The organism is Pseudomonas sp. 05N36, from assembly GCF_056397385.1.
The window spans coordinates 125,176-138,257 of sequence record NZ_JBFTNH010000002.1; the positions used below are offsets into that span (position 1 = coordinate 125,176).

15 protein-coding genes are annotated in these 13,082 nt (G+C 59.1%); 1 reads left to right on the forward strand and 14 read right to left on the reverse strand.

What is annotated here, in order from left to right; genetic code table 11:
• Window positions 1-23: 23 nt before the first annotated feature.
• From AC1DIH_RS03645 to flhA, 6 genes are all read right to left on the reverse strand, one after another.
• On the reverse strand, window positions 24-812 hold the full coding sequence (locus AC1DIH_RS03645; RefSeq protein WP_477768447.1) for a protein phosphatase CheZ: 789 nt from the start codon (window positions 810-812) through the stop codon (window positions 24-26).
• Window positions 813-843: 31 nt separating this feature from the next.
• Window positions 844-1,215, reverse strand: a complete 372-nt coding sequence (locus tag AC1DIH_RS03650) for a chemotaxis response regulator CheY (protein ID WP_003183998.1) — start codon at window positions 1,213-1,215, stop codon at window positions 844-846.
• 166 nt (window positions 1,216-1,381) lie between these two features.
• Window positions 1,382-2,122, reverse strand: coding sequence for an RNA polymerase sigma factor FliA (gene fliA, locus AC1DIH_RS03655; RefSeq protein WP_007894214.1), 741 nt, complete (start codon window positions 2,120-2,122; stop codon window positions 1,382-1,384).
• Complete coding sequence (fleN, locus tag AC1DIH_RS03660) at window positions 2,119-2,949, reverse strand: flagellar synthesis regulator FleN (protein ID WP_019692370.1); 831 nt, start codon at window positions 2,947-2,949, stop codon at window positions 2,119-2,121. The genes fliA and fleN overlap by 4 nt, the downstream gene beginning before the upstream one ends.
• Before the next feature lie 114 nt (window positions 2,950-3,063).
• On the reverse strand, window positions 3,064-4,395 hold the full coding sequence (gene flhF, locus AC1DIH_RS03665; protein ID WP_477770621.1) for a flagellar biosynthesis protein FlhF: 1,332 nt from the start codon (window positions 4,393-4,395) through the stop codon (window positions 3,064-3,066).
• 11 nt (window positions 4,396-4,406) lie between these two features.
• Window positions 4,407-6,536 carry a flagellar biosynthesis protein FlhA gene (flhA, locus tag AC1DIH_RS03670; protein ID WP_427539037.1) on the reverse strand — a complete coding sequence of 710 codons (2,130 nt, stop codon included), beginning with the start codon at window positions 6,534-6,536 and terminating at the stop codon, window positions 4,407-4,409.
• Window positions 6,537-7,126: 590 nt separating this feature from the next.
• On the opposite strand from flhA, the gene AC1DIH_RS03675 reads away from it, so the two are divergent.
• Window positions 7,127-7,414 carry a DUF3077 domain-containing protein gene (locus AC1DIH_RS03675; RefSeq protein WP_477770622.1) on the forward strand — a complete coding sequence of 96 codons (288 nt, stop codon included), beginning with the start codon at window positions 7,127-7,129 and terminating at the stop codon, window positions 7,412-7,414.
• 233 nt (window positions 7,415-7,647) lie between these two features.
• On the opposite strand, the gene flhB is transcribed toward AC1DIH_RS03675, so the two are convergent.
• The 8 genes from flhB to fliL form a co-directional block, all read right to left on the reverse strand.
• Entirely contained in the window at window positions 7,648-8,787 is a 1,140-nt protein-coding gene (gene flhB / locus AC1DIH_RS03680; RefSeq protein ID WP_477770623.1) for a flagellar biosynthesis protein FlhB, read from the reverse strand.
• A gap of 3 nt (window positions 8,788-8,790) precedes the next feature.
• Entirely contained in the window at window positions 8,791-9,573 is a 783-nt protein-coding gene (fliR, locus tag AC1DIH_RS03685) for a flagellar biosynthetic protein FliR (protein ID WP_477770624.1), read from the reverse strand.
• Window positions 9,574-9,576: 3 nt separating this feature from the next.
• The gene (fliQ, locus tag AC1DIH_RS03690) at window positions 9,577-9,846 is read right to left on the reverse strand and encodes a flagellar biosynthesis protein FliQ (protein WP_477770625.1); all 270 of its coding nucleotides are present in this window, start codon (window positions 9,844-9,846) and stop codon (window positions 9,577-9,579) included.
• A gap of 24 nt (window positions 9,847-9,870) precedes the next feature.
• Window positions 9,871-10,620, reverse strand: a complete 750-nt coding sequence (fliP, locus tag AC1DIH_RS03695) for a flagellar type III secretion system pore protein FliP (protein WP_071551272.1) — start codon at window positions 10,618-10,620, stop codon at window positions 9,871-9,873.
• Window positions 10,620-11,051 carry a flagellar biosynthetic protein FliO gene (fliO, locus tag AC1DIH_RS03700; protein WP_103315621.1) on the reverse strand — a complete coding sequence of 144 codons (432 nt, stop codon included), beginning with the start codon at window positions 11,049-11,051 and terminating at the stop codon, window positions 10,620-10,622. The genes fliP and fliO overlap by 1 nt, the downstream gene beginning before the upstream one ends.
• Entirely contained in the window at window positions 11,052-11,513 is a 462-nt protein-coding gene (gene fliN, locus AC1DIH_RS03705) for a flagellar motor switch protein FliN (protein ID WP_054598271.1), read from the reverse strand.
• A 69-nt stretch (window positions 11,514-11,582) separates the two neighbouring features.
• The gene (gene fliM, locus AC1DIH_RS03710) at window positions 11,583-12,551 is read right to left on the reverse strand and encodes a flagellar motor switch protein FliM (RefSeq protein ID WP_054596292.1); all 969 of its coding nucleotides are present in this window, start codon (window positions 12,549-12,551) and stop codon (window positions 11,583-11,585) included.
• A gap of 9 nt (window positions 12,552-12,560) precedes the next feature.
• Entirely contained in the window at window positions 12,561-13,061 is a 501-nt protein-coding gene (fliL, locus tag AC1DIH_RS03715) for a flagellar basal body-associated protein FliL (protein WP_477770626.1), read from the reverse strand.
• Window positions 13,062-13,082: the final 21 nt, after the last annotated feature.

Genomic DNA, 13,082 nt, shown 5'->3' on the forward strand with positions numbered 1-13,082 from the left:
AAAAAACCTAAAATGCTAAAACTCTAAAATCCTAGGCTGGATAACAAATCGTCCACATCGTCCTGACCGGACACAACGTCTTCTCTTTTATCGGCATGAATCTGCGGACCTTCACCCTGAGAGAGATGTTTTTGCGGATCTTTTTCAGCCAGCATCGCTTCATGGTCATGTTCGATGCCCGCAAAGCGGTCTACCTGACTGGCCATGAGCACGAGCTTGAGCAGGTTGCTTTCGACTTCGGTGACCAGTTGAGTCACGCGCTTGATCACCTGACCGGTCAGGTCCTGGTAATCCTGAGCCAGCAGAATATCGTTGAGGTTGCCCGAGACGACCTGGCTCTCCTCGACGCTACGCGTCAGGAAACCGTCGACACGCCGGGCCAGTTCGCGGAACTCTTCGGCACCGACTTCGCGGCGCATGAAACGCCCCCAGTCGGCGCTCAAGGCCTGGGCGTCAGTGCTCAGGCCATTGACCAGCGGAGTACTGTTCTCGACCAGATCCATGGTCCGGTTCGCGGCTGCTTCGGTCAGCTTGACCACATAGGACAGGCGCTCAGTGGCATCCGTGATCTGTGAGACTTCCTCGGCTTGCGGCATGTGCGGGTCAATCTGAAAATTGACGATCGCGCTATGCAGCTCGCGAGTGAGCTTGCCCACCTCCTGGTACAGGCCGCGGTCACGGGTCTGATTGAGCTCATGGATCAGTTGCACAGCGTCACCGAACCTGCCCTTTTCAAGGCTTTCGACCAGTTCGTGAGCGTGTTTTTTCAGGGTCGACTCGAAATCGCCCTGTGAAGATTCTCTTTGCTCCATAGCTCCCCCCGTGGCGCAGTGGCTCAGCACATCAACCGATGCGTTCGAATATTTTTTCGATCTTCTCTTTCAACGCCTGGGCCGTGAAGGGTTTGACCACATAGCCGTTTACACCGGCTTGAGCGGCTTCGATGATCTGCTCGCGCTTGGCTTCGGCAGTGACCATCAGCACCGGCAGGTGCTTGAGCTTTTCATCGGCGCGCACATGGCGCAGCAAGTCGATACCGGTCATGCCAGGCATGTTCCAGTCCGTTACCAGAAAGTCGATGCTCCCGCTGTTGAGAACGGGAATGGCGGTAGTACCGTCGTCCGCCTCGACCGTGTTGGTGAACCCAAGGTCACGCAACAGGTTCTTGATGATCCGCCGCATCGTTGAGAAGTCATCAACGATGAGGATTTTCATGTTCTTGTCCAATTCGACCTCCAAGCAGTCTTAAACGCGTTCAGCACCTGAACACGCCATTCAATCAATCAGGCAGAGCACTCGACGACTGTCTGGAGCACAACGGATGAAGACCGGCACAGCGTTACGCCCTGCCTGTTTCGTTCGCAGTGTCCCCACACTGCTGTCAGCGCGCTCGCCACTCCCCCAAACGCCCCCGCAAACGGGCTGCGCACTGGCTGTGTAACTGGCTGACCCGGGATTCACTGACCCCAAGGACCTCACCGATTTCCTTGAGATTCAGCTCTTCGTCGTAGTACAGCGCCAACACCAGTCGCTCACGCTCCGGCAAATTGGCAATCGCGTCCGCCAGTGCAGCCTGGAAGCGTTCATCTTCCAGGTCGCGCGACGGTTCGAGATGAGCACTCGCGCCATCCTCGTGCAGCCCTTCGTGCTCGCCGTCCTGCAAAAGATCGTCGAAGCTGAACAGGCGACTGCCCAAGGTGTCATTCAAAATCCCGTAATAATCGTCGAGACTCAATTGGAGTTCGGCCGCAACCTCGTGATCTTTAGCGTCACGTCCGGTTTTAGCTTCAATTGAGCGAATCGCGTCACTCACCATCCGGGTATTGCGGTGGACCGAGCGTGGTGCCCAGTCCCCCTTGCGGACTTCATCGAGCATCGCACCACGGATGCGGATCCCCGCGTACGTCTCGAAACTCGCACCTTTGCTCGCGTCGTACTTGGTCGACACTTCAAGCAAACCGATCATGCCTGCCTGGATCAGGTCCTCGACCTGAACGCTGGCCGGCAAGCGCGCCAACAGGTGATAGGCAATACGTTTTACCAGTGGCGCGTAACGCTCGATCAGTTCGTACTGCGCGTCACGCGCCGACTTCTTGTACAGGTTGTAACCGCTGGCTGTCATAGAACCGGACCCGCAGTTTGCTGCACCAGACGCTCGACGAAAAACTCCAGGTGCCCACGCGGGTTGGCAGGCAACGGCCAGGTATCGACTTTCTGCGCGATGGCCTTGAACGCCAGTGCACATTTGGAGCGAGGAAACGCTTCATACACGGCGCGCTGCTTCTGCACCGCCTTGCGCACACATTCGTCGTAAGGCACCGCACCGACGTATTGTAAGGCGACGTCGAGGAAGCGATCCGTGACCTTGGTCAACTTGGCGAACAGATTTCGCCCTTCCTGCGGGCTTTGCGCCATGTTGGCCAGCACGCGGAAGCGGTTCATGCCGTAATCGCGGTTGAGCAGCTTGATCAGCGCGTAGGCGTCAGTGATCGAGGTCGGCTCGTCGCACACCACCAGCAATACTTCCTGGGCGGCGCGAACAAAGCTGACGACCGACTCACCAATGCCCGCCGCCGTGTCGATCACCAAGACGTCGAGGTTATCGCCAATGTCGCTGAATGCCTGAATCAGGCCAGCATGCTGGGCCGGGCTCAGATGAACCATGCTCTGGGTACCGGACGCTGCTGGAACAATGCGAATTCCGCCCGGCCCCTGAAGTAATACATCGCGCAGTTCACAGCGGCCTTCGATGACGTCGGCCAGCGTACGCTTGGGCGTGAGCCCCAGCAGGACGTCGACGTTCGCCAGCCCCAGGTCGGCATCCAGCAGCATGACGCGCCGGCCGAGCTCAGCAAGAGCCAGGGACAAGTTCACTGACACATTAGTCTTCCCGACGCCACCTTTGCCGCCGGTCACTGCGATCACCTGTACGGGATGCATGCTGCCCATGTTCGTTCTTTACCTTGTCTTGCTTAGACGCGGACTACATGACTGGCTGCGCGCTCACGTGTGAACAATGCATGGCAGGCCATCGATGTAGATACAAATCTATTCATTATTACCTCAGCCGACACGCTTGGCCGGGCTGTGGTAGAGGTCAGCGAACATATCAGCCATGGCTTCTTCGCTGGGTTCTTCCTGCATCTGCACGCTTACGGCGCGACTGACCAACTGATGCCGGCGCGGTAAATGTAGATCATCCGGGATCCGTGGCCCGTCGGTCAGATAAGCGACAGGTAATTCGTGGCTGATTGCCAGGCTCAACACCTCGCCCAGACTCGCTGTTTCATCCAGTTTAGTCAGAATGCAGCCTGCCAGCCCGCACCGCTTGTAACTGTGATAAGCGGCAGTCAGCACCTGTTTCTGGCTGGTAGTGGCCAGCACCAGATAATTCTTCGACTTGATCCCGCGACCGGCCAGGCTTTCCAGCTGCATGCGCAACGCCGGATCACTGGCCTGCAGACCTGCCGTATCGATCAACACCACACGCTTGCGCAACAGTGGATCAAGTGCTTGCGCCAGGGACTGGCCCGGGTCGACATGAGTCACCGAGACATTGAGGATACGCCCCAGGGTCTTGAGCTGTTCCTGGGCACCAATACGGAAGCTGTCCATGCTCACCAGCGCGATGTTCTGCGCGCCGTACTTGAGCACGTAACGTGCGGCCAGCTTGGCCAGCGTGGTGGTTTTGCCCATGCCGGCAGGGCCGACCATGGCGATCACGCCACCCTCTTCCAGTGGTTCGATCTCGGGAGTCACGATCATCCGCGCCAGGTGCGCCAACAGCATGCGCCAGGCCTGGCGGGGTTCTTCAATGTCAGTAATCAGTTCCAGCAGATCGCGCGACAACGGACCGGACAGGCCGATGCGTTGCAGGCGACGCCACAGGTTGGCTTGCTGCGGGCGACTGCCTTGCAGCTGGTTCCAGGCCAGCGAACCCAACTGTACTTCGAGCAGCTCACGCAGGCCATTGAGTTCAAAACGCATCGAGTCGAAAGTCCGCGGATCGACCCCGGCAGAATGCACAGGCGCTGGAGCAGGACGCGGCCGCTCAGCAAAGGTCGGCTCGATCAAAGGTTCCGCAGCGGTCAGCGGCAGGCCGGCAAACAACTGGCGATTGGTGCTGGCGCTCGCGTCACCTTCACCGTCGCCACGCAGGCTCAATTCAGCCTGAGCCGTGACGATACGTGACTGGGTCTTGCGCAACTCGTCTTCGAGTTCAATGTTCGGCACACGCGGGGCCAGCGCCGACAGTTTGTAATCCAGGGCAGCCGTCAGCTCGACACCACCGGCGATCCGGCGATTACCGATAATGGCCGCATCAGCGCCCAGCTCATCACGAACCAGCTTCATGGCCTGACGCATATCGGCGGCGAAAAAACGCTTAACTTGCATAAACCACTACCTCAGCCGTTGGGCCCTACTGTCGCAACGATGGTCACTTGCTTGTTGTCAGGGATTTCCTGATACGCCAACACATGCAACCCCGGCACTGCCAGACGTCCGAACCGCGAGAGCATCGCGCGTACCGGACCTGCTACCAGCAGAATCACCGGTTGACCTTGCATTTCCTGACGCTGCGCGGCGTCGATCAACGAACGTTGCAGCTTCTCTGCCATGCTTGGCTCCAGCAGAACGCCCTCTTCCGAGCCTTGTCCTGCCTTCTGAAGACTATTGAGCAATATTTGTTCCAACCTTGGCTCCAAGGTGATCACAGGCAGCTCGGACTCAGTGCCTACAATGCTTTGGACGATAGCGCGCGATACGCCAACCCGCACGGCGGCCACCAGAGCGGCAGTATCTTGACTCTTGGCGGCATTGTTCGCGATGGCTTCGGCAATGCTGCGAATGTCGCGAACCGGCACCTGCTCGGCCAACAAGGCTTGCAGCACTTTGAGCAACTGCGACAGCGAAACGACGCCCGGCACCAGCTCCTCGGCCAGTTTTGGCGAGCTTTTGGCCAGCAATTGCATGAGCTGCTGAACTTCTTCGTGGCCGATCAGCTCGCTGGAGTGCTTGTACAGAATCTGGTTGAGGTGAGTCGCCACCACCGTACTGGCATCGACCACGGTGTACCCCAGGGACTGCGCCTGCGGGCGCTGACTGATTTCGATCCAGACCGCCTCCAGGCCAAAGGCCGGATCTTTGGCGGTGATGCCATTGAGCGTGCCGTAGACCTGCCCGGGGTTGATCGCCAGTTCACGATCCGGATAAATCTCCGCCTCGGCGAGGATCACCCCCATCAGGGTCAGGCGGTAGGCACTCGGCGCCAGGTCGAGGTTGTCGCGAATGTGCACGGTCGGCATCAGAAAGCCCAGATCCTGGGAAAGCTTCTTGCGCACGCCCTTGATCCGCGCCAGCAACTGACCACCCTGGTTGCGATCCACCAGCGGAATCAGCCGGTAACCGACCTCCAGGCCGATCATGTCGATCGGGGTCACGTCATCCCAGCCCAGCTCTTTGGTTTCCATGGCCCGCGCCGGCGACGGCAGCAGCTCCTGCTGGCGCTTGACCTCTTCCAGAGCCTGAACCTTGACGATGTTCTGTTTTTTCCAGAACAGATACGCGGCGCCCGCCGCCACGGCCGCCATGCTGAGAAAGGAGAAGTGCGGCATGCCTGGCACCAGGCCCATGACCGCCATCAAACCGGCCGCCACCGCCAACGCCTTGGGCGAGGCGAACATCTGCCGATTGATCTGCTTGCCCATGTCTTCCGAACCGGAAGCACGAGTCACCATGATCGCCGCCGCAGTAGACAACAGCAGTGATGGCAATTGCGCCACCAAACCGTCACCGATGGTCAACAACGCGTAGACCTTGCCGGCATCGCCGAAGCTCATGCCGTGCTGGAAGATCCCGACCGCCATGCCGCCAATCAGGTTGATGAACAGAATCAGCAGACCGGCGATGGCGTCACCGCGCACGAACTTGCTGGCACCGTCCATCGAACCGTAGAACTCGGCCTCCTGGGCCACTTCCATACGGCGTAGCTTGGCTGCGGGCTGGTCGATCAGGCCGGCGTTCAAGTCGGCGTCGATGGCCATCTGCTTGCCCGGCATCGCATCGAGGGTAAAACGCGCACTGACCTCGGAAATCCGCCCGGCACCTTTGGTCACCACGACGAAGTTGATGATCATCAAAATCGCGAAGACCACGATACCGACCACGTAGTTACCGCCGATCACCACCTCACCGAAGGCCTGGATCACCTTGCCGGCGGCGGCATGGCCGTCCTGACCGTGGAGCATCACCACCCGGGTCGAGGCCACGTTCAACGCCAGTCGCAGCAACGTGGCGACCAGCAGAATGGTCGGAAACACCGCAAAATCCAGCGGCCGCAAGGCATAGACACAGACCAGCAGCACGACGATCGACAGCGCGATGTTGAAGGTGAAGAACACGTCGAGCAGGAACGGCGGGACCGGCAACATCATCATGGCCAGCATGACCAACAGCAACAGCGGCACACCCAGATTGCCTCGACTGAGGTCTGCCAGGTTGCTGCGGGCACTGTTGATTAACTGAGAGCGATCCACCGGTATTCCCCGTTCCTTGAAGCAAACTTTTGACGCCTGAAGCGGGCGCAAGCCGGCTATTGCAAGAAGCCTTCCAACTTTTGCGGAGTTAGGAAATAGAGGGGGTTTGCAGGAAGATTTGTGGTGTCTGGCCGGACCTCATCGCGAGCAGGCTCGCTCCCACAATGATCGTAGCAAACCGCGAAATCAGCGTTCGACATACATCCACTGTGGGAGCGAGCCTGCTCGCGATGGGGCCGGAACATTCAACGCCCGCCCTAAGAATGCGACCACAAATCTGAAAAACAGCGGGAAACGTCCGACAGGTTTTCAAGGTTGCCCCTCGGAAATCGCATCACTAGTCTTCGGTGGTCGCTGCCAAATCAGCGACCGGGCCTGGAAACCCGTTTGAGTAAGACTTAACGATGTGCCACATGACATACTGCCGAGCGCTTTTTCTCCAGCAGTTCTCTGTTATGGCGGCTGTGTGCGGGAGACCTTCGGGTCTGCCGAGTTTGGTCTCCTCCTCGGTTTTCCAGCCCGCTCACAGCTGCCACCCTTCGCCTGGAAACGAATGGGACAGCTCCAGCCTGTACTCGAGGAGCTACACAATGCACAAAGTCACCTCCACTCAAGACCTGAAAACCGCCGGCCTCACCCCCTTCTCCATCCACAACGATCAAGCCTTGTTCCGAGTCAACAGTGGCGTCCCTCTGCTCACTGCCTTGTCCCATGTCTCCGATCTGCTCCACCTCTCCAGGATGCTGGCCGAAGATGCAGCGATGGAGCGCAAAACCGACCGCTATGCCTGGGCCTCCCACTACTTGCAGGAGATGAGCAAAGCCGTCATCGATGACGTGGTGAAAGTGCTGGGGGCGCCAGGTAATAATCGCGATTGAATAAAAAGCCCCGCGCTTCTCTTGAAGGCGGGGCTTTCAGGTGTTTGGTCATCAGCTCAAACGGCTATTAGCGGTTTTCCTGATACACCGCGGTGCGGCCTTCGCGAGCAAGCTCGCTCCCACAATTTTGATTGGGGTACATCTGCAAGAGATAGGCCGGCTGTCAGGCCGCCTTCGCAGGCAAGCCAGCTCCCATAGTTTTTATCGGAGTACACCGTCAAGAGATAAGCCGGTCAGGAATCGCGGCGCAGATCCGGTGGAATCGGCAAATCATCCTTGAGCGGATCCGGACGCTTACCCTTGCCGGCACGGTACTGGCGGATCTGATAAACGTAAGCCAGCACCTGAGCAACCGCCAGATAAAGCCCACCAGGAATTTCCTGATCGAGCTCGGTGGAGTAATAGATCGAACGCGCCAGGGCCGGCGACTCAAGCAGCAAGACTTCATTAGCCACCGCAATTTCGCGGATCTTCAGCGCCAGGAAGTCGCTGCCCTTGGCGACCAGCATCGGCGCCCCACCCTTCTCCGGATCGTACTTGAGCGCCACCGCGTAGTGGGTCGGGTTGGTAATGACCACATCAGCCTCAGGAATGGCCGCCATCATCCGCCGCTGGGACATCTCGCGCTGCAACTGGCGAATCCGCTGCTTGACCTCGGGGCGACCTTCCTGATCCTTGTGCTCGTCGCGCACTTCCTGCTTGGTCATCAGCAGCTTCTTGTGACTCTGGTAAAGCTGAACCGGCACATCGACCGCCGCGATCAGAATCAACCCGCACGCCATCCATAAGGTGCTCCAACCCACCAGCTGCACACTGTGGATAATCGCCTGCTCCAGCGGCTCATGGGCGATTCGCAACAAATCGTCGATGTCCGAGCGCAGCACGCTCAGCGCGACGAACAGCACCAGCAGGAACTTTGCCAGGGCCTTGAGCAGCTCGATCAGCGCCGTGGACGAAAACATCCGCTTGAGGCCGTTGGCCGGGTTCATTCGACTGAACTTGGGCGCCAGGCTACTGCCGGCGAACAACCAGCCGCCCAGGGAAATCGGACCAATGATCGCTGCCAGCAGCAAGGTGAGCAGCACCGGTTGCACCGCGATAATCGCGATCTTGCCCGACTTCAGCAAATACAGGCCCATGGCGTCCGGGGTCAGCACCACTTCACGCGGCAGGGAGAAGTTCAGGCGCATGATTTCAAGCAGGTCCAGCGCCAGACCGCCGCCGTAGATCAGCAATCCACCCGCACCGGCCAGCATCACCGCCAGGGTATTGAGCTCTTTGGAGCGCGCGATCTCGCCCTTTTCACGGGAGTCCTTCTTGCGCTTGTCCGTGGGGTCTTCTGTCTTGTCCTGACCGCTCTCGCTTTCAGCCATGACTCAGCGCGCCTGTGCCATATCACGCAACAACTGCAAGGCCTCGGTGGCCAGCGGTTGATACTGGTTGAGGATATCCCCCAGGCTGACCCAGAAAATCACCAGGCCCAACACCAGGGTCAGCGGAAAACCGATAGAGAAGATATTCAGTTGCGGCGCCGCGCGGGTCATGACCCCGAAGGCAATGTTGACCACCAGTAGCGCGGTGATTGCCGGCAATACCAGCAGCATCGCCGCCCCCAGTACCCAGCCCATCTTGCCGGCCATTTCCCAAAAATGATTGACCAGCATGCCACTGCCCACCGGCAGGGTGGTGAAGCTTTCCGTGAGGACTTCAAACACCACCAGATGGCCATTCATCCCCAGAAACAGCAACGTCACCAGCATCGTCAAGAACTGCCCGATGACAGCCGCCGACACGCCGTTGGTGGGGTCGACCATGGACGCAAAGCCCATGCCCATCTGAATCGAAACAATCTGCCCGGCCACCACGAACGCCTGAAAGAACAACTGCAAGGAGAACCCCAGCAGCGCGCCAATCAGGATTTGCTCGGCAATCAGCAGCAGACCGCTCAAGTCCAGCGGATTGACCTGCGGCATCGGCGGCAGGCCCGGCGCGATGACCACCGTTATCGCCACTGCGAAATACAGTCGGATACGCTTGGGCACCAGGGTCGTGCCGAAGACCGGCATGGTCGTCAGTACCGCGCCAACCCGAAATAGCGGCAGCATGAAGCTGGCCACCCAGGTACTGATTTGCGCGTCGGTCAGCGCCAGCAATGACATGGTTTAGCCGATCAACTGCGGAATGCTGGTGTACAAGCGCAAGATGTATTCCATGAAGGTTTGTATCAGCCACGGGCCGGCAACGATCAGCGTGATCAGCATCACCAGCAAACGCGGCAGGAAGCTCAGGGTCTGTTCGTTGATCTGCGTGGCCGCCTGAAACATCGCCACCAGCAGCCCCACCAGCAAACTCGGAACGACCAATATGGCGACCATCACGGTGGTCAGCCAGAGCGCTTCACGGAACAGGTCTACCGCAACTTCAGGAGTCATATCGCCCTACCCGCCCACTTATGCCTAAACACCGCCGAAACTGCTCGCCAGCGTACCGATGATCAACGCCCAGCCATCCACCAGCACAAACAGCATGATCTTGAACGGCAGCGAAATGATCAGCGGCGAGAGCATCATCATGCCCATGGCCATCAGCACACTGGCAACGACCAGGTCGATGATCAGGAACGGAATGAAGATCATGAAGCCGATCTGGAACGCGGTTTTCAGCTCCGAGGTCACGAAGGCCGGTACCAGAATGGTCAGCGGCGCCTGATCCGGCGTCGCGATGTCGGTGCGCTTGGACAGGCGCATGAACAACTCAAGATCGCTGCTACGGGTCTGCGCCAGCATGAAGTCCTTGATCGGTACTTGTGCCTTGGCCACTGCATCCTGAGCCGTAAGTTTTTCGGCCAGATACGGCTGCAAAGCATCCTGATTCACCCGATCAAAGACTGGCGCCATGATGAACATGGTCAGAAACAGCGCCATGCCGGTAAGGATCTGGTTCGACGGCGTCTGCTGCAAACCCAGGGCCTGACGCAGGATCGAGAACACGATGATGATCCGGGTGAAACTGGTCATCAGCATGACGAACGCCGGGATGAAGCTCAGCGCGGTCATGATCAGCAGGATTTGCAGGCTGACCGAGTATTCCTGAGCGCCATTGGCGTTCGTGCCCAGGGTGATCGCCGGAATCGACAACGGGTCGGCAGCGAACGCCAACGGCGCGGCCAGCATCAGGACCAGTGTCAACAGGATGCGCAACGGCATTACTTCTTATCCTTATCTTTACCCAGCAACTCCATCAGGCGCTGGGCAAACTCGGGGGTCGCCTGCTCGGTGCTCGGCACTTGCACCGGCTCCTTGAGCACATGCAACGGGGTGATAGTGCCCGGGGTCAGCCCGAGCAAAATCTGCTCGTTACCGACTTGCACCAGCACCAGACGATCACGCGGCCCGAGGGCGCGCGAGCCGATCAGCTCGATCACCTGCCCTTTGCCGGCAGGACCCGCCTGCTGGACGCGGCGCAACAACCAGGCGAGGAAGAAGATCAGGCCCAGCACCAGCAGCAACCCCAGCACCAGCTGAGTCAACTGCCCGGCCACGCCGCTGCCGACCGCAGGTGTCGCGACCGCCGCTACCGGTTCCGCCGCCCATGCACTGAGCGGCAAGGCCAGCAATACGCCAAGAAACGCCTTCACTCAGCGCAGCTTCTTGATGCGTTCGCTTGGGCTGATCACGTCGGTCAGGCGGATGCCGAACTTCTCGTTGACCACCACCACTTCGCCGTGAGCGATGAGCGTGCCATTGACCAGCACGTCCAGCGGTTCGCCGGCCAGGCGGTCAAGTTCGATCACCGAGCCCTGGTTGAGCTGCAGCAGGTTACGAATGTTGATATCGGTGCTGCCGACTTCCATGGAAATCGACACCGGGATGTCCAGAATCACGTCCAGGTTAGGACCGTCGAGGGTCACTGGCTCGTGGTTCTTCGGCACGCTGCCGAACTCTTCCATTGCCAGACGGCTGGAGGACGACGAACTCGCCGCATCGGCGGCCAGCAAGGCGTCAATATCGTCCTGCCCGGCATCACCCGTTTCTTCGAGCGCCGCAGCCCATTCATCGGCCAGCGCCTGGTCGTCCTGGGTATTCATTTCGTCAGCCATCATTTGTCCTCAGCGGGCACCCCATCAAATGGACGCCGTCAATTAAAAGCGAATGTGTGCGAACGCAGATCAGCGTCGCTCGATCGGCTCGATCACTTGCAACGCCAGGTTGCCCTTGTGGGAGCCCATCTTGACCTTGAAGGCCGGTACGCCGTTGGCGCGCATGATCATCTCTTCCGGCATATCGACCGGGATCACATCCCCAGGCTGCATGTGCAGGATGTCCCGCAGACGCAACTGGCGACGGGCAACCGTGGCACCGATCGGCACGTCGACGTCGAGCACGTCCTGACGCAGGGCGTTGACCCAGCGTTCGTCCTGATCGTCGAGGTCCGACTGGAAGCCGGCATCGAGCATTTCGCGGACCGGCTCGATCATCGAGTACGGCATGGTTACGTGCAGATCACCGCCGCCGCCGTCGAGTTCGATGTGGAAGGTCGAGACCACCACCGCTTCGCTCGGCCCGACGATGTTGGCCATGGCCGGGTTCACTTCCGAGTTGATGTACTCGAAATTGACTTCCATGATCGCTTGCCAGGCTTCTTTCAAATCAACGAAGGCCTGCTCCAGCACCATGCGCACGACGCGCAATTCGGTCGGGGTGAATTCACGGCCTTCGATCTTGGCGTGACGACCGTCACCACCGAAGAAATTGTCCACCAGCTTGAACACCAGCTTGGCGTCGAGGATGAACAACGCAGTACCGCGCAGCGGCTTGATCTTGACCAGGTTGAGGCTGGTCGGTACGTACAGCGAATGCACGTATTCGCCGAACTTCATCACCTGCACGCCACCGACAGCAACGTCCGCCGAACGCCGCAGCATGTTGAACATGCTGATGCGCGTGTAACGGGCAAACCGCTCGTTGATCATTTCCAGGGTCGGCATGCGTCCACGGACGATGCGATCCTGACTGGTCAGGTCATAGCTTTTGACACTGCCCGGTTCAGCAGCGTTGTCGGTCTGTACCAGACCATCGTCGACGCCATGCAACAGCGCATCGATCTCATCCTGGGACAGCAGGTCCTGCACGGCCATGTCGTGTTCCTACTGCAGTACGAAATTGGTAAACAGCAACTGGTCGATAACGACTTTGCCGACTTCTTTCTGCGCGACTTCCTGCACACTGGCAGTGGCTTTCTGGCGCAGCATTTCCTGACCGACCGGAGTCGCCAGGGTGTCGAAACTCTGTGCGGAGAACAGCATGACCAGGTTGTTGCGAATCACCGGCATATGCACTTTCAGCGCATCCAGATCAGCCTGGTTACGCGCCTGCAGGGTAATGCTCACCTGCATGTAGCGCTGACGGCCATTCTGGTTGTAGTTGGCAACGAAGGCCGGAGCCATGGACTCATAAATCGCCGCAGGCTTGGCATTACTGGCGGTTTCGGCCGTAGGCGCAGGCTTGCTCTGGGCGCTGTGCATGAAGTACCAGGTCGCCCCCACGGACAGACCGATCGCCAGCAGCACGGCCAGCACAATCACGAGAATAAGCTTGAGTTTGCCTTTCCCGGCGGGGTCTTTCACTGCTGCTTCGCTCTTCGCCATGCCAATAATCCGTCACTATTC